General features: G+C 66.5%; 14 protein-coding genes, 1 tRNA gene, 1 rRNA gene and 1 pseudogene. 5 read left to right on the top strand and 12 right to left on the bottom strand.

Annotated elements, in window-relative coordinates:
* Positions 1-7 precede the first annotated feature (7 nt).
* Positions 8-84: transfer RNA gene (locus HWX03_RS07560), tRNA-Ile, on the bottom strand.
* A gap of 63 nt (positions 85-147) precedes the next feature.
* A 16S ribosomal RNA gene (locus HWX03_RS07555) occupies positions 148-1,680 on the bottom strand.
* A 644-nt stretch (positions 1,681-2,324) separates the two neighbouring features.
* On the opposite strand from HWX03_RS07555, the gene HWX03_RS07550 reads away from it, so the two are divergent.
* Positions 2,325-2,762: an ATPase gene (locus tag HWX03_RS07550; RefSeq protein ID WP_244132600.1), complete on the top strand. Its 438-nt coding sequence runs from the start codon at positions 2,325-2,327 to the stop codon at positions 2,760-2,762.
* A gap of 152 nt (positions 2,763-2,914) precedes the next feature.
* On the opposite strand, the gene HWX03_RS07545 is transcribed toward HWX03_RS07550, so the two are convergent.
* The 10 genes from HWX03_RS07545 to HWX03_RS07500 form a co-directional block, all read right to left on the bottom strand.
* Positions 2,915-3,592, bottom strand: a complete 678-nt coding sequence (locus HWX03_RS07545) for a DUF429 domain-containing protein (RefSeq protein WP_175870868.1) — start codon at positions 3,590-3,592, stop codon at positions 2,915-2,917.
* A gap of 8 nt (positions 3,593-3,600) precedes the next feature.
* Positions 3,601-4,125: an HD domain-containing protein gene (locus HWX03_RS07540; protein WP_027786250.1), complete on the bottom strand. Its 525-nt coding sequence runs from the start codon at positions 4,123-4,125 to the stop codon at positions 3,601-3,603.
* Positions 4,126-4,246: 121 nt separating this feature from the next.
* Positions 4,247-7,717, bottom strand: a complete 3,471-nt coding sequence (locus tag HWX03_RS07535) for a YhaN family protein (RefSeq protein ID WP_175870867.1) — start codon at positions 7,715-7,717, stop codon at positions 4,247-4,249.
* A 3-nt stretch (positions 7,718-7,720) separates the two neighbouring features.
* Positions 7,721-8,971, bottom strand: a complete 1,251-nt coding sequence (locus HWX03_RS07530; RefSeq protein ID WP_175870866.1) for a DNA repair exonuclease — start codon at positions 8,969-8,971, stop codon at positions 7,721-7,723.
* Between the two features lie 353 nt (positions 8,972-9,324).
* Positions 9,325-10,095: a hypothetical protein gene (locus tag HWX03_RS07525; protein WP_175870865.1), complete on the bottom strand. Its 771-nt coding sequence runs from the start codon at positions 10,093-10,095 to the stop codon at positions 9,325-9,327.
* Between the two features lie 483 nt (positions 10,096-10,578).
* Positions 10,579-11,721: a DJ-1/PfpI family protein gene (locus tag HWX03_RS07520; protein ID WP_175870864.1), complete on the bottom strand. Its 1,143-nt coding sequence runs from the start codon at positions 11,719-11,721 to the stop codon at positions 10,579-10,581.
* Between the two features lie 530 nt (positions 11,722-12,251).
* Positions 12,252-12,404 (bottom strand): hypothetical protein, encoded by a 153-nt coding sequence (locus tag HWX03_RS07515; RefSeq protein WP_175870863.1) that lies wholly within the window; start codon positions 12,402-12,404, stop codon positions 12,252-12,254.
* Between the two features lie 427 nt (positions 12,405-12,831).
* Entirely contained in the window at positions 12,832-13,374 is a 543-nt protein-coding gene (locus HWX03_RS07510; protein WP_175870862.1) for a hypothetical protein, read from the bottom strand.
* A 408-nt stretch (positions 13,375-13,782) separates the two neighbouring features.
* Complete coding sequence (locus HWX03_RS07505) at positions 13,783-15,768, bottom strand: gamma-glutamyltransferase family protein (RefSeq protein ID WP_175870861.1); 1,986 nt, start codon at positions 15,766-15,768, stop codon at positions 13,783-13,785.
* 230 nt (positions 15,769-15,998) lie between these two features.
* Positions 15,999-16,952: a LysR family transcriptional regulator gene (locus HWX03_RS07500; RefSeq protein WP_175870860.1), complete on the bottom strand. Its 954-nt coding sequence runs from the start codon at positions 16,950-16,952 to the stop codon at positions 15,999-16,001.
* A gap of 102 nt (positions 16,953-17,054) precedes the next feature.
* On the opposite strand from HWX03_RS07500, the gene HWX03_RS07495 reads away from it, so the two are divergent.
* The 4 genes and pseudogenes from HWX03_RS07495 to HWX03_RS07480 all read left to right on the top strand — a co-directional run bounded on the left by HWX03_RS07495 (position 17,055) and on the right by HWX03_RS07480 (position 20,844).
* Positions 17,055-18,179: an aryl-sulfate sulfotransferase gene (locus tag HWX03_RS07495; RefSeq protein ID WP_175870859.1), complete on the top strand. Its 1,125-nt coding sequence runs from the start codon at positions 17,055-17,057 to the stop codon at positions 18,177-18,179.
* A 58-nt stretch (positions 18,180-18,237) separates the two neighbouring features.
* Entirely contained in the window at positions 18,238-19,593 is a 1,356-nt protein-coding gene (locus HWX03_RS07490; RefSeq protein ID WP_175870858.1) for a uracil-xanthine permease family protein, read from the top strand.
* A gap of 51 nt (positions 19,594-19,644) precedes the next feature.
* Positions 19,645-19,833, top strand: a pseudogene (locus HWX03_RS07485) (DUF2165 family protein); the annotation flags it as partial.
* A gap of 78 nt (positions 19,834-19,911) precedes the next feature.
* Positions 19,912-20,844, top strand: coding sequence for a tyrosine-type recombinase/integrase (locus HWX03_RS07480; protein WP_175870857.1), 933 nt, complete (start codon positions 19,912-19,914; stop codon positions 20,842-20,844).
* The last annotated feature ends 14 nt before the right edge of the window (positions 20,845-20,858 follow it).

Genomic DNA, 20,858 nt, shown 5'->3' with positions numbered 1-20,858 from the left:
CAGACAATGGTGGGTCTGGTTGGATTCGAACCAACGACCCCCGCCTTATCAAGACGGTGCTCTAACCGACTGAGCTACAGACCCCTGAGTCTGTCTTTAATTTACAGCCGATAAGCGTGAGCGCTCAACTTCGCGAGATAGCTCTGGAAAGGAGGTGATCCAGCCGCACCTTCCGATACGGCTACCTTGTTACGACTTCACCCCAGTCATGAATCCTACCGTGGTGACCGTCCTCCTTGCGGTTAGACTAGCCACTTCTGGTAAAACCCACTCCCATGGTGTGACGGGCGGTGTGTACAAGACCCGGGAACGTATTCACCGCGGCATGCTGATCCGCGATTACTAGCGATTCCAGCTTCACGCACTCGAGTTGCAGAGTGCGATCCGGACTACGATCGGTTTTCTGGGATTAGCTCCCCCTCGCGGGTTGGCAACCCTCTGTTCCGACCATTGTATGACGTGTGAAGCCCTACCCATAAGGGCCATGAGGACTTGACGTCATCCCCACCTTCCTCCGGTTTGTCACCGGCAGTCTCCTTAGAGTGCTCTTGCGTAGCAACTAAGGACAAGGGTTGCGCTCGTTGCGGGACTTAACCCAACATCTCACGACACGAGCTGACGACAGCCATGCAGCACCTGTGCGCCGGTTCTCTTTCGAGCACTCCCGCCTCTCAGCAGGATTCCGACCATGTCAAGGGTAGGTAAGGTTTTTCGCGTTGCATCGAATTAATCCACATCATCCACCGCTTGTGCGGGTCCCCGTCAATTCCTTTGAGTTTTAATCTTGCGACCGTACTCCCCAGGCGGTCAACTTCACGCGTTAGCTACGTTACTAAGGAAATGAATCCCCAACAACTAGTTGACATCGTTTAGGGCGTGGACTACCAGGGTATCTAATCCTGTTTGCTCCCCACGCTTTCGTGCATGAGCGTCAGTATTGGCCCAGGGGGCTGCCTTCGCCATCGGTATTCCTCCACATCTCTACGCATTTCACTGCTACACGTGGAATTCTACCCCCCTCTGCCATACTCTAGCCTGCCAGTCACCAATGCAGTTCCCAGGTTGAGCCCGGGGATTTCACATCGGTCTTAGCAAACCGCCTGCGCACGCTTTACGCCCAGTAATTCCGATTAACGCTCGCACCCTACGTATTACCGCGGCTGCTGGCACGTAGTTAGCCGGTGCTTATTCTTCCGGTACCGTCATCCCCCGGCTATATTAGAACCAAGGATTTCTTTCCGGACAAAAGTGCTTTACAACCCGAAGGCCTTCTTCACACACGCGGCATTGCTGGATCAGGCTTTCGCCCATTGTCCAAAATTCCCCACTGCTGCCTCCCGTAGGAGTCTGGGCCGTGTCTCAGTCCCAGTGTGGCTGGTCGTCCTCTCAGACCAGCTACTGATCGTCGCCTTGGTAGGCCTTTACCCCACCAACTAGCTAATCAGCCATCGGCCAACCCTATAGCGCGAGGCCCGAAGGTCCCCCGCTTTCATCCATGGATCGTATGCGGTATTAATCCGGCTTTCGCCGGGCTATCCCCCACTACAGGACATGTTCCGATGTATTACTCACCCGTTCGCCACTCGCCACCAGGTGCAAGCACCCGTGCTGCCGTTCGACTTGCATGTGTAAGGCATGCCGCCAGCGTTCAATCTGAGCCAGGATCAAACTCTTCAGTTTAAACCTGTTACTGTTTTCGGTTCTTTCGAACCGGTCGCTCACTCAAAGCTGACAGGAACATGAATTGCTTCATGAACCTGACTTACTTTAGTGTGAGACTCTTGATACTTTCGCTATCTGATCCGAGGATCAGCTCGCTTCCATCAAGCGCCCACACTTATCGGCTGTTAATTTTTAAAGAGCATTTCTGCGAGAAACCTGAAGTTTCTCAGCAGCGCTGCGTTTTCAGCAGCAGAGAAGCGAGATTATGAACCGTGTTTCGCAGTTCGTCAACAACTTTCTGAACTACATCGTTGCGACTGCGGGGCTCAACTTCCGTACCGCCAAGGCTCGCTACATCCCGAACCCCAACAGCACCGCTTCCCTTCCTCCCGCGCCGCGTTTCCGTTAGCGCGAAAGAGGCGTGATTCTAAGCACCCGCCCCCGTCCGCGCAAGCCCTTTGTGAAGAAAATTTGAAAAAGCCTCCGTGCGCTGCCGCGCACGGAGGCTTTGGGCTCAACGGGCCGAGAAGCGCACCGCGCGCCGCCCTCTAAAGATATGACGAACACGCCTCTTTCCTTCTATATAGGAAGACGCGGAACGGGCAAGGAATCTGGCGAGGTCGAGTATCATGCCGCGACCGAACCACGCACGCATATCGATGATGGACAGCACGACTCAACCCGGCGACACCGACCTTCGCGACGAATATGCGGCACTGCGCGAGCGCGCGATCCTGCTGGAAGAACAGGTCCCGCCGCTTCTGCAACGCATCTCGGACATGTTGCCGCGCATCAGCGGCGAATCCGAACTGGCGGACACGCATCGCGAGCGGCTCGTCGGCGCGCGCAATGCGGCGCTGGTCTCGATCGAAAACTATCAGCAGGCCATTCCATTCCTGCAGACGGCCGACTCGATCATCGAGCAGTTGGACAAGACGCCCGAGCGCGACGAAGACATCGAGTGGCGGGAATCGCTGCTGCAACGGCTGGACGAGCTGATCGACGTCGCGGTCGTGATGATCGACGATGCGGACAGCTACTTCGAGCACGCGCAAGCCTGCGACCTGTCCAGCGTGCCGAAATCCATCCTCGAGGATTGAACAGGCTCAGCCGGAAGCGTGCGGTGCATCGTCCTCGCGTCGTGCCCGCCGATAGTCGCTAGCTGACAATCTTCGTCGCCGGGCCTGCCGCATCTTCCCGCACGAAGCGGCCACCCTGCGACCGCCATCCCGCGCAGAGCCGCACGTCGCGCCTACGGCGAATCCAGCACGATCGTCTCGTTCATCATCGGCACGCGGATGTATCCGCCCGCCGCATCGCCATACGCATACGCGTTCCCGTCGATCACGTATTGCGCCGTCAACGCGCACAGGGTCGCGTCTCGCGCATCGACGGAGCGCAGCGTCGATACGTCGACGCCCAGCCGCTCCAGCAATTGCCGGCGCTGGTTGCGCTTCTGCTTCGCCGACGCCACGGCCTTGCCCAGCATCGCGCAGGTAATCGCATACGGATAGGTTTCGAAGCTCGCCCGTCCGCCCGCGTAGCGCGCGCCGGTCAGCAACGGATAGGCGTCCGCGAGCGCGCGGTAGACGCGCTCTCCCATGAACATCCAGTCGAAGAAGCCCGACGTGCTCGCGACGGCCTGCTCCCGCGACGGCGTCGGAAAGCACGAGATTCGTTCGCGCGCAAGGTATTGCTCGGCCGCGCGGCGGCCGCTCCCGGTCCACCACAGGCTCGGCGCGTCGACGCCAATGGCCACGACATCATGGGCGAGACACAGTGAAGGCAGCGACTCGGGCGCGATCCGCGCTTCCCGGCAGACGACCGTCGAGCCACGCAGGATCACGAGATCGCACAGCTTCCTGTCGCCGCCGACGTCGACGCCCGCCACGGCAGCCGGTTGTCGTGCAGCGGATCGGGCCGATCCCATGTGCGTGCTCAGTCCGCCGGCCGTGCGGCGTACGCGGTGTCGAAGATCGCCTCGAGACCGGGATGGACGCCGCGCATCGGGTCGACGACCGACTTCGCCCAGTCGAAATACGCCTGCTTGCGCTCGAGCGGCCAGTCCGCGGGCGGATGCCGGGCGATGTCGCGCAGGTTGCAGATCTTGTCGGCCAGCTTCACGAGCTTTGCGCGCCGGCTGATGGTGGCCGCGTGCTCGACCTGCAGACGCTTGCGCTCGTCCTTCGGCAGCGACTTGTCGTCGGTGACCTCCATCACGATGTCCGCCACATCCTTGCCGAACAGCCGCAGCAACTCCTGCTCGGTCGTCTCCGTATCCTCGACCGTGTCGTGCAACACGGCCGCGACGATCACGCGCTCGTCCTCGACGCCGGCCTCGTTGGCCAGCACGTCGGCGAGCGCGATCGGATGATTGATGTACGGCGACGCCTCTTCATCCTTGCGCCGTTGATTGCGATGCTTGTCCGCCGCGAACGCAATCGCGGCTACCAGCTTCTTCATATTCCCCCCCTCGTGTGGCCAGACCCGCGACCGTTGAACCGGCCGCATGCGTTTCGGAACCGCTCATACTACCTGTACGCGATGACCCTTCCCGTGCGCCAGCATCCCGGCGTACCCTGCATCACACGCCGGCCGGCGCGCGCTCCAACTCGACCACGTTGACCCGCGCGCCGAAGACGTCCCTCACGAGCGGCAGCAGGTGGTCGTGGTGCGTCAGGAACAGCACCTGGGTGCGCGTCGACAGATCGCGCAGCGCATCGAGCCCCGCCTTCGCGCGCGCATCGTCGAAATTGATGAACAGGTCGTCGGCGACGAACGGCAGCGCCGTGCGGCTGCCGAGCTGCAACTCCAGCGCCGCGATCCGCAGCGCGAGGAACAGCTGATCGCGCGTCCCTTCGCTCAGCCCGGCGACCTCGACCGACGTTCCCCTCGTACGCCGTGCATATAGCGCGGGCGGCGTCCGTTCGGTATCGACGGTCAGCTTCGCGAATTCGCCCAGCGTGAGCCCGGCGAAAATCTCGCCCGCGCGCCGGAGCATCGGCCCCTGCTTCTGGTCGCGGTAGCGATCCGTCGCCCACTTCAGCAAGCGGCTCGCCGTGGCTGCCTCCAGATACTGTTCGGCCGCGTCGCCCATCGCCGCCAGCGCCTCCTGCCGTTTCGACTCGGCGACGGCCGCGTTCGCCTGGCCGTCGATCGCGCCGAACGCCTGGTCGGCCACGACCTGCTGCTGCGCCAGCTCGTTCAGCCGCTTGCCGACATCGGCGAGCGACTGCTTCACCGCTTCGAGATGCGCCGGCACGTCGGCAATGTCCTGTTCCGCCACCTCGGCCTCGACGGCGGATCGGGAAAGCCCGTCGCCGTCGCGCACCAGCGCCTCGTGCGCAGCATCGACCGCCTGCCGAAGCTGGCGCTGCCGATCCGAGCGCTCGGCCAGCGGCAGCGCCGCGTCGATCGACGCGACGCCGGCCAGTTGCAGCAGCGGCTGGATGCGCGCATCGGCGCCGGCCACCGCGGCAGCCGCATCCGCGACCTTGCCGTCGGCCTGCCGCACCGCCTCGTCGGCACGCTCGATCGCACGCGCGATTTCCCGCGCGGCCGCGAGACGCATCGCCAGCCGGCGCGCCACGTCCGGCCAGTCGCCGCTCGCCAGCCACTCGGGCGCGAGCGCTTCGGCAAGCCGCCGCGCGCCGGCCTCGAGCGCGGCCAGCTCCGCGCGGATCGCTGCGATCCGGTTACGCGGCGCATCGGCATCGGCCAGCTCGGCCGTCACCGTATTCGCGAGCCCGAGCGCACCTTCCGCCGCGGCCAGCGTCGTCGCGCTCGCGGACAGTTTCGCGTCGGCCAGCGCGTCGCGCCATTGCGCTTGCCACGCGTCGTAAGCCGCTTGCGCATGACCGGCTCGCGACTGCGCGGTCGCGCATCCGCGTTCGGCTTCCCGCGCGCGATCGTCGAGACTGTCCTTCTGTGCGGCCGCTTTCTCGGCCGACTGGACGAACGTCTCGGCGACGGCGACGAGTGCGGCCAGGCCGTCCGACTCGCCACCCCGCGATACCGTCAGCAGCGCCTCGCGCAGCGCGGCTTCGGCGCCGGCGCGGACAGCACGCATCGTGTCGAATTCACGGCGCTGACGATCGAGATCGGCCTGCGCGGCGAACACCGTGTCGCGCTTCGCGAGCCAGTCGCCCATCGCCGCCAGCGGCATGCCGGGCACCGCGGCCGCCGTCGCGAGCGCGGCCCAGGCGTCGCGATGGGCGGCGAGTTCGCGCTCGCGTTCGTCCAGCGCGGCCTGCCGGCGCGCCACGCCCGCACGCGCGGATTCGACCTGCTGACGCAGCGACTGCAGCGTCGCCGCGGCCTGGGTCGCGCCGAGCTGCGCATCGACGAGTTCGTCCGCGAGGCGAATCGCGTCGTCGACCGCCGGTGCGCCCGTCGCGAGATCGACGGCGCCGCTGCGGATATCGCCCCACGCACCGTCGCGACGCGCACGCGCCGCCAGCACGTCGGAAGTCGTGACGACCTTGTGGTTCTCCGCGAAATGCTTCTCCTGCAGCTCAAGCCGTTCGAGCTCTTCGAGTGCGCCATCGCGCGCGTCGCGCGCGGCAGCGGCCGCGCTGGCGCGTTCGCTGTCTTCCTTGAGCAGCGCGCCGAGCCGCGCCGCCGACGGCACGTCGAGCGCGCGCAGCGCGTCGACCGGCATGCGCCACTGGCCGAGCGCATCGAGCGCGTCGGACAGCGTGCGTTCGGCAGCCGCGATTTCGTGCGCCAGCGCCTGCTCGCGCGGACCGCTGTTGCGAAAGCCCTGCGCATCGGCCAGCGCCGCGCGCAACGCTTCCGGCACGTCGACGGTCGACAGGCGCGCCTGTTGTTCCCGGACCTGCGCCAGCTCGCGCGTGCGTTCATCGAGCGATTCGCGCGCGCCGGCGAGCGCCTGGTGCAGCGCGCCGTGTTCGCGCAGCAGGTTCGCGACCGTCTTCAGCGACAGCGCCGTCGGCAACGCGGCGCGCAGCGACGCTTCGTCCGTCGGCCAACCGAGCTGCGCGGCCGCCGACGACGCAGCGGACAGGTGCCGCTCGACGTCCGCGCCGAGCAGCAGCAGATCCTGCGCGTGATTCATGCATGCGCCGCGCAGCCGATCGAGCGCCTCGATATCGGCTTCGAGCGCCAGCGTGTCGGCGTCAGCCGCGATCGCATCGCGCGCCTGCCGCTTCGCGAGCAGGTCGGCGCGCCGTTCCTCGAGCACCTTCTGCTCGGCCGCGAGATCGCCCTGCGCCTTCAGCAGATCCGCATACGCGGTCGGCGGCAACTCGACGACCGCGCCCAGTTCGGCGAGCGCCGCGTCCTTGACCGTCAGCTCCTTCAGGTACGGCGCGAGCCGCCGCACGCGTTCGAGCTTCGAGCGCAGCGCTTCGAGCCGGCGCTGTTCCGCGCGCGCCTGCTCGATCTGCTGCTCGACCGCTTCGCGCGCGTCCTTGCGATCCCCCCAGTCGCGCGTGCGCACCTGGACCGTCTTCAGTTCGGTCACGGCTTCGTTGAACGCCGTTTCGGCCAGCGCAAACGCGCTGCCGCTGCGACGCGGCGCCCACAATTCGAGCGCGCGCGCGTCGAGTTCCTCGCGCACCGGCCCGAGGCTGCCGACACCGGCAGCCGATTCGAACAGCACCTGGCCGAGCTTGTCCGATGCGTCGAGAATGCTGCGGCCGCCATCGACCAGCCGCCCGTGATCGAGCCCGAACATCTGCTCGAAGAATTCGCGCGTCGCGCCGTCGAGGATCGCCGCCAGATAGTCGTCGGGCAGCTTGTCGTCGGCGGGCGTGCGCAACGGACTGCGCCCGCGCGCACGGTGGAACGCGAGTGCGCCCGTGCCGCTCTCCAGCACGCCGCCGATCCGCAACTCGGGCGTGCTGTGCAGGAAATCGAGCGGCGTCTGCAGCTTCATCCCGAACAGCAACTCGGACACGGCCGTGCGAATCGTCGACTTGCCGGCCTCGTTCGGCCCGACGATCACATGAAAATCCTCGCCGGCCGGCGGGAAACGCAGCGTCTCGTCGGTGAACTTGCCGTACTTGATCAGATCGAGCTGGCTGATGCGCATCGCTTACTCCCCCCTCGCCAGCCGCGCAAGCAACGCGGGCCCGACCTGCTCGACCAGCGCCGTCAGCTCGCCCGCGCGCGCCATCGTCAGCAACGGCACGTCCTCCTTCACGTCGCTGCGGACCTTGCCGACGAACGGCTTCAGGTCGCGTTCGAGCAGCGCGAGGAAATCCGGATCGTGCGCGGCGTCGGCCAGGATCTGCTTCAGGTCCTCCAGCGCCTCGAGCGGTTCGCTTTCGCCCGGCTGCTGATCGGCGGCGGACGTCGCGAGTCGAACCTTCTCGAGCCACAGCCGCTCGTTGCCGATGATGCCAATCTGGTTCAGCACCTCCGCACGCAACTGCGGCGCGCGGCCGAAAAAGAGGCCGTGCGCGGGCGTGCGCCCGGTGACGGTGACGCGCACCGCGCGCGGCACGTGGCCGTCGACGGTCAACAGCGCCTCCAGCGACTGGCCGATCTTTCGCGACAAATCGGCCACCGACAGGCAATCGGACGCATCGACCGACACGGCTTCCCAGCGCAGCACGTCCAGATACAGGCGCTCGACCTGCGTCCTGCCTTGCTCGACCGTCACGAGCACCGCGCCGCGCCGGCCCGTCTCGCGGATATGGCGCCCCTGCAGGTTGCCGGGAAACACGACGGTGGACGGGCCCGTCCATTGCTGGAATTCGTGCACGTGACCGAGCGCCCAGTAGTCGTAGCCTTTCGCGTGCAGTTCGGCCAGCGTGCACGGCGCATAGTTCGCGTGTGCCGCATACCCTTCGAGCGCCGTGTGCAGCACGCCGATGTTGTAGTGCCCGGGCACCGGGTCCGGATAGCCGATCGCGAGATTGTCGACGACGGCCTTGTCCTTGAAGCTCTGCCCGTGCAACGCGACGTCGAATTCCGGCAGCCTGACGGTTTCCGGCTTGCGGTGGCCGAACACGGTGACGTTGTCGGGCAGCGTCAGCTTCTTCGTCATCTCGCTTTCGGCATCGTGGTTGCCGCCGAGGACGAACGCGCGGATGCCGGCCTTGCGCAGGCGCCCCATCTGCTGGCCGAAGAAGATGCCGGTGTTGTGATCCTTCCAGTCGCCGTCGTACAGGTCGCCCGCGATCACGAGGAACGCGACTTCCTCTTCGATCGCACGATCCACGAGTTGCCGCAGCGCCTCGCGCGACGCGTTGCGCAACTGCGCGGCTGGCGCGTCGGGATACGCGCTCAGGCCGTGCAACGGGCTGTCAAGGTGAATGTCTGCCGCGTGGATGAACTTCACGAAGGTTCCTCTGTTTCATGGCGAAGGGGCGACGCCGCTCGCACGGGCCCGTGCCGTCGAGCGTCATCCCGGTAGCCGCCGGGCTTGCCGCAGCACATGTGGCACGCGCCGGACCGGATCGCGCTGCCCGTTGCAAGCGGGTCGGGATGGTACCTGAAAGCGGGTGGCGACATGCGTTCTCCGTCGGTCCGGATGGCGCGAAAGCACGCGATACCGATGCGAACCGACATTGTGCCGCAGCACGATCGCGTGACAGCGAAACGGAGCCGGGAACGCGTTGACCGTGCAGCAGGGAAACACGCAGGATCGTCCCGCGTACGTCGTGACGGACGCGGGCGCCCGGCTACATGCGCTCACTCGCTGCGCGGTACGGGCGGCGGCGCAAAGCCGTTGTCGTTGCCGGGGAACGGATTCGCGTTGCGACGCAGCGCGTCCTCGTCGCTCTCCTTCTGCGCGAACAGCGCGACGCCGATCACGCCCACGTTCGCGGCATCGCCGTACTTCGCGTTCGCGACATAGCTGTCGGGCACGGCCGCGAAGCGGAACGCGGCGACTTCGTCGCGGCTCTTGCGGAAGCCCTCGATCGTCAGCGTGCGGCCCGGATACAGCACGTAGCCGCCATTCGTATAGCTGCCCGGCCGCCCCGACCGCACATCCAGCCCGTCGACCGTCGACACGACTTCGAACGCGCGGCGCCCCTGGTTGCGCAACACGATCATGTAGCGCGAGCCCTCGACGCCCGCCATGTGCCAGCGGCCGTTGCTGCGCGCGAGACGCAGCGGCGCGCCCTTTTCGTCGGTAAACGACAGCGCGATATCGCCGTTCGCGAGCGCGACGCGGGTCGGCAGCCGGCGCACCTGCGACGCGGGAAGATGGCCGGGCAGCACGTCGTTGTAGTAGACCGACGCGAGATCCGTCGGCGTCGCCAGATCCGCGCGTTCGAATTCGACTTGCCGGGTTTCGGATCGCACCGACTCGCCCCACGCGGTGCCGAGCCCGCGGCGCTCGCTGGCGTCCGGTGCGGCGACGGACGCGGCGGGACTGGCGGACGGCGGGGGCGGCGCCGCGCAAGCGGCCAGCCAGAGCGCGCAGGCGAGCGCGAGAAGACGGAACAGGATGGTCATGACGTGATGCCTCGGAATGTTATCGAACCGCGCCGGGCGGGCCGGAACGGTGTTTTCGTATCGTCTGTCGTCACGGTGTCGATCGGACATGCTGGCCCGTGCCGGCCGGTGCTGCCATCACGGCGGCCGGCGGTCGGGAGCCCTGCTATTTAAGCATGGCGCGCAGGCAATGGGCAGGGGTCGTCTCCTCGATCCAGGGACCTGAACAAGATTTCGTGAATCGCCATTTCCACCATGTCGCGAGGCGTCGCATGGCGATCATGCTTGCAAATCCCGACGTCATCGGAAAGTAGCCGGACCCGGTCAATCCTTCCTTTCGCGGAACGCGGCAGAGCGGCGAGTGCGAGGATCGCGCAGCGCCCATGCGCGCTCGGAATCTCCAAAGCAAATACGGAACGACAGGGACGAACTCGGCGCCCCGGAAACGGGCGGAGAACCGACAGGCTGGGGACGAACTGGGCGACGCTGCGATGCGCAGCTCACTCAGTAGCCCGGATACTGCATCTGTAGTGCGACCCATGCGGCCGTGCGCTTGCCGAATTCGGACGAGATCGCATTCAGCGATGCATCGAGCGCATGCAACGGATAGCGCGTGATCGGGGCAGACAACATCCGCGTAGGCGCGTCGACGCCGGCCACGCGGTCGGGAACGATCGTCAACCCGCGCCGGGTGCGCACGGATTCACGGTTCGCGGCAACCGTGTAGGCGGTCGAGCGGGACGTCGTGGAATAGGCGTCGGCCTCGAGCACCAACGCAATTTCGTCGACACCCGGCGCAATCGGGATACCGAAATCCTCATGCGACCAGAACGACACGTAGTTGGTTGCGATCGTCGCCATCGCCGGCAAACCGAGGTTGAAGCGGTCGCTCGCGATCTCGGACGACCAGGCAGGGCTTCCGAGTCGCTCGGCGACCTGCAGCGCGCGTTCGCGCCCGGCGAGCGCCTCGACGAGCGCAAGCGATACAGGAATCGTCGCGGTGACGCCGGTCGTCGTGACGACCTTGCCATCGGCAACGTAACGCTTGCCGTCGACCCAGCGCGTATCGGCAAACTTCTTGCGGAGATCGTTCATCGAGTACCAGTGCCCCGTTGCGCGGCGGCCTTCCAGCAGCCCCGCGCGTGCGACGACCCAGACGCCGTCGCACACGCCGATGATCGTCGCGCCCTTCTTCGCCTGCTCGGCCACCCATGCCAGCAGCGCCGGATCGCTGTCGCGATGCACGGCCGGCACGATCACATAGTCTGCCCCTTGGGGCACGCGCTCGTCGAACTGGGCGGTGGTTTCGTCCGGAATGACGTTCATCGGTGCCGGGAACATCCGGATGGGGCCCGGTTTCGTGGCAAGCGCGACGAGATCCGCCGCGCCCGATTCGGCCACGATCCCATAGGGAACGACGTAATCGGTCAGCTCGGTATAGTCGTTTTCGCCGACGACGGCGACGATCGGGCGCGTGCGCCCGAATCGCGGCTGATAGGCGGGCAGCCGGTCTGCGCGTGCCGCTGCGGGCACGGCCGCGGCCGGCGCCGACGCTTCGCTCGCCGGCCCCGCATGGGCCATGTTCGCGATAGCCGATGCCAACGGCGCAAGCAGCAACAGCATCCAGTACAGCATGACTTTTCGCATTGAAGCCTCTCCGTGAATGGAACTCATCCAGTAATCAGGCATGGCGCCCGTGTCGACCGTCATGACGCCACCGTCGGCGGTAACACGAGGTTGAACGTCACGTCGTCGTCGCGCTGCGCGTCCCGGACCTTCAGCGTGATCGTCCGAAGGGGCCTGCCACACGCCGTGTGCAGGTCGACTTGAACATTGACGTGCCGCGACCAGCATCGACGCGCCAGATCGCAACGCAGCCGCATCGCGCATTGCCGATAGCGGTACGCGATCTGACTCTGCGAGCGCGACAGTGCCCGTGCGGATGTGGCGGGAGGCTGGCGACACGTTTAATCACCGCGGGTGCGTCTTGCCCTGCAGCGTATTAATCATGGAATCTTTTCTTTCGAATTCCGGATTGCACGGCAAAAAATGGAATCGACGATCATTTCATTTTTTATTACATGCATGCCGATCATTTCGCAATTCGAATTGTATAGATTAACAAAGATCACATTATCGCCAACGCGAACCACAAGATGGCTCACGACTTCCACTGATCAGGTAATCAGCGTTTCGATAACAAAAATACCGTGTTTCGCCTGCGATTCATCAGGCATGGCTGACGAGCTCAGCAATTTCGACGGGATCCCCAACGCCGGCACAGCGTTGGCTTTGCAGGCGGCATTCATGGTCACGAGAAAGGCGCACATGCTGACACACGTCAAACAGTGTCATGGTCATCTGACGCCCCGTTCAACGCCAATGGTTGCGATCGGCAGAGAAAATACAAAACGCTCGTATTTATAAACTAACTGCCACTTTCCTTGCAAATACTTTATTCCATCATTGCAAATGTATTTACGACCGTGGTCACTGGATCATGAACGTGATATTTGAGGCCGCTAGCCACTCGACCTACAAGCCGGTCAGCTTGCCCTTCGGCCCGACAGTCGTCTCCTTTCGGCATCAAGTTAAGTCGATCATCTGCTTGTTATTTTTGTTATCCTAATCAATATCGATACATCCATTTTCCCGCCTTTCGACATGAGGCACCGTGCACGACGCATCGCGCTCCTCAATAGAAAAACCCGGCCCGCATCGAAGCGGGCCGGGCCGTGACGGGATGCGTGCTGCTTGTTACAGCGCGCCGCCTTGCGCCGACGCCGAACCCTTCACGCCGACCGATGCGCCGCCCTGCACCGAGTTCGTCGCGCCTTCGAGCGCGTCACCGGCCTTCGCCTTCGCGCCGCCCGCGACGTCGCCTGCCGCCGACATCGCGCCTTGTGCATGGCTCTTCGCCGAGCCTGCGACGTGCTTCACGTGCGACTTCGTCGAGCGCACGGCCGATGCCGCCGCATCCTTCGTCGCGCCGGCCGCCGAACCGACCGCCTGCGTCGCGCCGCCCACTGCCGTGCCGGCTGCCGAGCCCACGCCGCCGACCGTCTTGCCGACGCCGTTCAGCGCGCCGCCGACGACATTGCCCGCGCCCGAACCCGAGCCCGCCGCATCCGCGCCGGCGCCAGCCTGCACGCCCACGCCGCCGCCGAGCAGCGGCGTCTGGACCTGGGCGCCGACGCCTGCGGAACCCTGGGCGCCGGTTTGGGCCGTCTGTGCAAATGCAGCCGACGTCGCCATCGCCGTCAGAGCGGCACCCAGCAGAATCGTACGAATCTTGTTCATGGTCATTCTCCCCAAAGACGTTGTTGCTGCGGGCCGCGTTCGTGCGGCTGGTCGCATGCCTCGCCGCGACATGCGGCAGGTGGAGCTAATGTAGCGGCGCCGGCGGGCAAAACGATCGAATTGCGGGGACTGTTACTTCGGTTGCAAATGCTGACGATTGACTCACACTGTTTGACAATCGGGGGCTTGCGGCGGGGTGAACGCCGTATTTGACAACGGACAGGTATGAACTGTGGCGACCGGCTCCTTCGCGCCGGCGATTCGCCTGATCGTCATGCATCAGGGAAAGCCAGCCGATTTCATCTGCATTCCGAAGGATGAGGATTGCCCGGCCGTCGATGCGGCCTCTTCACGAAGCACGGCCCCGGCCGCCAACCAGCGGACCGGGGCCGTGCGCATGCCGCCCGGTTACGGCCGGAACGTATCGCCGAGCACGACGCCTTCGCGACGCGGATCGGTGCCGCCCTGCAACGCCGGCGACTGGCCGACCGTCACGCGCATCACCGTGTTGACGCCGCTCGCCTGCGCGGACGTCGATACCTTGTGCCCGAGCGCGAGCAGCCCCGTGATCAGCGGATCGTTCGCGCCGTTGTTCGCCGCGTTGACGTTCGGATGCTCGCCGCCGATCGTGGTCGTCGGGCTGTTGCTCGCGCCGAAGTCGACGAGCCCCGCCGACTGCTGCGCGTCGAGCCCCCAGTCGAGCGCGCCGACCAGCGTCTTGACCACGTATTGCGGAATCGTGCCGCCGCCCGGCGAACCGGTCGCCATCACGAAGTCGCCGCGCGAGCCGTCCGCGGCCTGCCCGAACACGATCGTCGGCGCCATCGAGCTGCGCGGCCGCTTGCCCGGCTGCAGGCGGTTCGCCACCGGATTGCCGGACGTGTCGAGCGGGTTCGCGGAAAAGTCGGTCAGCTGGTTGTTCAGCAGGAAGCCGTTGGTCATGTGGAACGAGCCCATGCTCGACTCGACCGTCGTCGTCGCGCTCAGCACGTTGCCGTCGCCGTCCACGATCGTGAACTGGTTCGTGCCGTGCTCGATCAGCGTCGTGTCGACGCCGAGGGGCACAGCACCGAAATTGCCGGGCTGCGCGGTGCCCATGCTTTTGGTCGTGTCGATCAGCGCCGCGCGCGATTTCAGGTACGGCTTGTTCAGCAGCGTGTCCCACGTGCCGCCCGGCAGCGGCACGAAGTCGGTATCGGCCACGTACTTGTCGCGGTCGGCATACGCGAGCCGTTCGGCCTCGGTGACGAGGTGGACGCCCGCGACGGTCGGCTTGCCGCCTTCGAGATCGATCGCCGTCGGCTTCAGCGACTTCAGGTCATAATTCTCGAGAATGCCAAGCGCCGATGCGACCGCGATGCCGCCCGACGACGGCGGCGGCATCCCGCAGACCCAATAGCTGCGATAAGTCGTGCACACCGGTTCGCGGCGCTTCGCCTGATACGCGGCAAGATCCGCGACGGTCGTCTTGCCCGGCGTGAGCGTCGAGCCGTCCGCGCCCTTCGCCACCGCGATCTTCGCGACGATGTCCTGCGCGATCTGCCCCGTGTACAGCGCATTCGCGCCCGACTGCGCCATCAGCGACAGCGTGCGCGCGTAGGCGGGATTCTTCAGTACGGTGCCGAGCGTCTTCGGCGAACCGTCGGCGTTCAGGAAATACGCGGCGGCTTCGGGGTCGCGCTTCAGATTCGCGGCGTTCGCCGCGATCGCGTCGGCCAGCCGGCCGCCGATCGGGAAACCGTTGGTCGCGAGCGTGATCGCGTCGCCGAACAGGTTCTGCCACGGCAAGCGGCCGTGATCCTGCTGCAGCGTCTCGATGAGCCGCGGCACGCCGATCGTGCCGATCGAACGGCCGCTCGCGCGCGCGGTCGGCAGCGGCGCCGAATGATCGGTCGCGTCATCGACATAGCGCAGGTAGTTCTCCGTCGCGGCAGCCGGCGCGGTTTCGCGGCCGTCGTATGCCTGCAGCGTCTTGCCGCGCCCATCGTAGTAGAGCAGCACGCCGCCCGACCCGAGGCCGGTCGCCTCGGGGACGGTCAACCCGAGCACGGCCTGCACGGCGACCGCCGCGTCGGCGGCCGTGCCGCCCTTCTTCAGCACCGCGCAACCGGCCGCGCTCGCATACGCGTTCGACGTGGCCACCAGATAGGTTTTCGCATAGACGGGCTTCATCCCGGTGCGATAGCCCGACGATGCTTCCGGCAGCGACGGGTCGCCCGGCTGGTTCGAGCCCACCACGACCGTCGCGCCGCTGTTGTCGACCGCGAGGCAGCTCGCATCGGTGGAAGGTGTCGTCGTGCGGGCCGTCTCGTTCTCGACGTCGCCGCCGCACGCGGTCAGCAGGGCGGCCGCGAGCAACGCGGACGCATACGGAAAAATCGCTGTTCTGTTCATGGTCTGCCGATGTTCTTGTCGGTCGTTGCGATGGACATCCTGTCGCCTGCAACCCCCTCGGTGCACGGGCGACGCGTTCGATAGTCCCATGGACAAAATTTTTTCCGCAATAAGGAAATGACGTCATGCAACCGGACGTCGTGTGCGCTACGTCACCGAACCGGCATGCGGGGTTGCTGCTGCATTGCAGCGCATGGCGATACGCCGATGCGGCTCACATCGTGACGGCGTTACCTGTTCGCCCGACGCGTGCCGGCCGCCCGGCCACCGCGCGCGAAACCGTGCTCCATCGCGTCGATCGCCTCGGAAAAGAACGCGAGAAACATCGTCATCGCGACCGTCGCGCTCATGTCCGCCCGCTGGTAGATGCAACTGAACGAGCGTGCGCCCGCATCGGCCAGCGGCGTCCACGCGAGCCGGCCGGCAGCCACGTCGTCCGCGACGTTTTCCGCGATCAGGAAACCGACGCCGGCGCCTTCGGCCGCAAGGCGCCGCACCATCGACACCGACCCGGTTTCGACCAGCGGCCGCACGCTGCGCGGCTGCCGCGCATCGATCTGGTCGAACATCGCGCGCAGTTCCGTGTCGGGTGTCATCAGGATTAGCGGATGCGCGAAACAGTCGCGCATCCGCACCTTGCCGCCCGTCGACGCCAGCGGATGACCGGGCGCCGTGACGACACCCAGCGGCTGCGCGAACGCGCGCACCTCGACGACGCCCGCCGCGGTGCGCCGGCGCAGCGCGTAACCGATGTCGACCTCGCCCGTCTCGACCCAGCGCACGATGCTCTCGCCGTTTCCCGAGCGCACGCTGTACGTGACGCCGGGATAGCGCTGCATCGCGGCGAGGATCGCGTCGGGCACGAGCTTTTCCGCCGTCGATGCGGGCACCGCGAGATTCACGTGCCCGCGCCGCAGCGCGCGCAGATCCTCGACCTGCGTCAGCGCGTTGTCGAAATCGCGCTGGCCGCGCCGCACGGCCGCGATCACGATCTCGCCGGCGAGCGTCAGCTGCATGCCGCGCGGCAGCCGGTCGAACAGCGGCACGCCGACCTGCTCCTCGAGATTGCGGACCTGCTGGTGCACCGCCGCGGCGGTCAGGTGCAGCGCGTCGGCCGCCTTGCGAATCGAGCCGCGCCGCGCGACTTCGTCGAAACAGCGGAATGTCTGCGATATCGAACGCATGAAGGGTCCGTTAGATTTTTCCGAACAGGCCGTCAAGAATAATCCGATTTTACTGACCGGACGAATCGTCTAGATTCCGCTGCATCCCCGTATCCGATTCGAATGGAGACCGCAGTGACGACCGTCGACCAGATTACCCAGCGCCGCCGCGGCGTCGGCCTCATCGCCCACGATCCCGCGCTGTCCGCGGGCGGCTATACGCTCATCGCGCCGCAGACGGCCGACGGCAACGTCTATCTCGTCGGCATCGACGGCGCAGTCGTCCACCAGTGGAAGATGCCCGTGCGCCCCGGCCGCCACGCGGTCATCCTCGCGAACGGCAACCTCGGCTACAACGGCAATCATCCGCACTCCGAATCGCGCTACGCGCCGTGGTCGATGTGGCATGGCGGCGACTTCTACGAGGTCACGCCGCAAGGCGACACCGTGTGGCGCTACGAGGATCCCGCGCATCACCACGACGCGCAGTGGCTGCCGAACGGCAACCTGCTGTACGCCGCGTGCGAACCGGTCGACGCGGCATTCGCGCGGCGCGTGCCGGGCGGCACCGCGCACGGCGACGACGAGGTGATGGTTGCGGACGTGATCCGCGAAGTGAACCGCGCCGGCCGGATCGTCTGGGAATGGCATGCACGCGACCATCTGCGGCCGGAGGATTTTCCGATCGCGGCAGGTTTCGGCCGCTATCACTGGCCGCTCGTCAACGGTCTTGCGGTCGATGCGAACGGCCGCGTGCTGATGAGCCTGCGCACGACGTCGGGGATCATCGGCGTGAACCGCGAAACCGGCCGCGTCGACCTGCACATCGGGCCCGATGTCGTATCGCACCAGCATGCGCCGGTGCCGCTCGCGAACGGCAACATCCTTGCGTTCGACAACGGCAATTTCCGCCATGGTGCACACGTCGTGTTCTCGCGCGTCGTGGAAATCGATCCGGCGACGCAGCGCGTCGTGTGGTCGTATGCGGACGACGTCGTGAACCTGTTCTACACGCCGTTCATGGGCAACGCGCAGCGCTTGCCGAACGGCAACACGCACGTCACCGAATCGTCGACGGGGCGGCTGTTCGAGGTGACGCCGGCCGGCGAGGTCGTCTGGGAATACGTGATCCCGTGGTTCGCCGAATACCCGGACGAAGCGGCGCGCAAGACCGGCCCCGGCCAGCTGAACAGCGTGTTCCAGACGTTCCGCTACAGCGCCGCGCAATTGCCCTGGCTGCGGACCTGAGCTTCCGTTCACCGCCGGTTTCCGGCCATCGTCGCCGTTCGTTTCCGAGGGGCCTGCCGTGTCGCACGATCCGATCTCCCCGCCCGTGGATGCCCGGCTGCCCGCGTGGCAGCTCGCGCTGTTCGGGCTGCAGCACGTGCTGTCGATGGCCGCGTCGCCGATCACGGCCGTGTTCCTGATCGCGAAGATGCTCGCGCTGCCGGCCGACCTGACGGTCCAGCTGATCGGCGCGACGTTCTTCGCATGCGGTATCGGCACGCTGCTGCAATCGCTCGGCGCCGGCCCGATCGGCGCACGCATGCCGTTCGTGATGGTGCCCGGCGGCGCACCGACGATGCTGTTCGCGGGCATCGCCGCGCAATCGGGCCTGCCGACCGCGGCCGGCGCGGCGCTGCTCGCCAGCGCGTTCTACTGGGTGCTGCTGCCCGTCTTCACGCGCTGCCTGCGGCTCTTTCCGCGCATCGTCGTCGGCGCGATGCTGTTGCTCGTGTCGATCAACCTGATCCGGATCTACGCGACGATCGTCGTCGGCCAGCCCGGTTCGGCCGATTTCGCGCAGCCGCGCGCGCTCGGTCTTGCACTCGCGACGATCGTCGCCACCGTCGTCGTCGCGGGCGCGTTCCGCGGCACGGCCGGGCGCCTCGCGGTGCTGATCGGGCTGATGGCCGGCGCGACGCTCGGCTGGGCGCTCGGCGCGATGCCGGCGCTCGCCGACGTGTGGCATGGGCCGCTGTTCACGCATCCGGTGTGGCTGCCGTTCGGGATGCCGCGTTTCGACGTGCTGGCTGCGCTGCCGCTGCTGATTTTCACCGCGATCTCGATGGCCGAGGCCACCGCGCAAACGGTCGCCGTCGGCGAAACGTGCGGCAAGGCGATCTCGCTCCGGCGCGACGTGCCGAAGACGATACGCGGCGACGCGCTCGCATCGCTCGCCGGTGCGCTGTTCGGCACGCCGCTGATCGTGACGAGCGCCGAGAACATCGGTGTCGTGCAGACGACCGGCGTACGCTCGCGCTACGTGACGGCGGCCGCCGGCGCGATCCTGATCGTCATCGCGCTGTTCGCCCCGCTTGCGCGGCTCGCGTATGCGATTCCGGCCGCCGTGGTCGGCGGCACCGCGCTGGTCGTGTTCGCGATGATCGGCGTGATGGGCATCCGGCTGCTCGCGAGCGTCGACCTGCACGCGCGTGCGAACCAGTACACGCTCGCGGCCGCACTGGTGGTCGGCCTCGCGCCGATCCTGGTGCCGAACCTGTATCGCCATTTCGGCGCACCCGTGCAGATCGTGCTCGGCAACGGCATGGCGGCTGGCACGCTCGCGGCCATCGCGACGCAACTGGCGTTCGCCGCGCTCGCGCGGCTGAGTAGGCAAGCGCATGCGGGTGCGGCGGCGGCGCCTTCGCGCGACGCGTAACCGCAGCGGCACGCGCACGCTGCCCGCGCTTGACGACGCCTGCGGTCATGCCTGACGCTCGGCTTCCTCACGTGGCAGGTCGCGTTCATGTCGGTCGGCGGCGAATGGTTCGGGATGCGGATGTCGAAACAATGACACGGCGTGCCGGACGCGTTCCGGTTCTTCATCACGCTGCTGCTCGTGCTGGTTTACCTGACGATGAACAACGACGGCGTCGACGACACGCGTGCCGCGGCCTGACACGCCGCTTCGCGGCGCGCGGGCCGACCGGACATCGGGACGATTGCCGGCGTCACCGCGTCCGGCTATAAAGCGGGGATGGACACGGATCGCTGGATTCACGACCCCGTCGGCGCGTTTCGCGCCTGGCAGGAAACCGCCGCGACCGGCGCCGGCCGCCGGCCGTTCGCGCCGCGTTCGGTCGTGCAGCATGTCGCGATGTTCGAGCGATTCCTGCGCCACCTGGGCGCGCAGCGCGTGTCGCTCGCCACGTTCGGGCCCGACCACGTCGCGGCCTTCCTCGCGGAACTCGACCGCACCTGCGCGCCCGGCACGTCGACGCGCGTGCGCTATGCGAAGCTGATCGACCGGCTCGGCCGGCATCTGGTCGACGCCGGTGTGCGGACGATCGATCCGGCCGGCCGATCGACACGCGATCTCGCATGGCCGAACGGCGAGCCCGAGCCGTGCTACCTGCCGCCCGATGCCGACGCGGCGCTGCAGCGCCATGTGCAGCCTCGCGCGGACGACACGCCGGCCGCTTGCCGGAATCGCGCGATCGTCGCGCTGCTGCTCGCGAGCGGCATCACGTCGGCCGAGATTCGCGGGGCGACAGGCGACGCACTCGATCTCGACGCGCGACCACCGGTGTTGTCGGCGCCGCGCGATCGCGCGCGGCCGGCGCGCCGGATCGCGCTCGACACGTTCGCGGTGGCGCCGCTCGCCGCATGGCGCGCGCGCTCGGACGTGCGGCCGTCGGCGCTGCTGTTTCCCGCGCCGCGCGGGGGCGCAATGAACGACATGTTCCTGCTGCTCGTCGTGCGCGACGCGCTGAACGCGATCGGCTTTCACGCAGCGGACATGAGCCCGCGCGTGCTGCGCAATACGTATGCGCGCCGCCAGCTGATCGCCGGCCACGCGCATGCCGATGTCACCGCGATGCTCGGTCTCGCCAGCATGCGAACGGTCACGCGCATTCGGCAAACGCTGCCGCCCGATGCGGCCGCGGATCGCGCCGCACATGAGCGCTGAGATCGCGCGCCGCC

Origin of the sequence: Burkholderia sp. BCC0397, assembly GCF_902832865.1 — a bacterium.
Lineage (GTDB): Bacteria > Pseudomonadota > Gammaproteobacteria > Burkholderiales > Burkholderiaceae > Burkholderia.
Note: the sequence above shows the minus strand (reverse complement) of the source record. Positions and strands in the feature narration are given on the sequence as shown.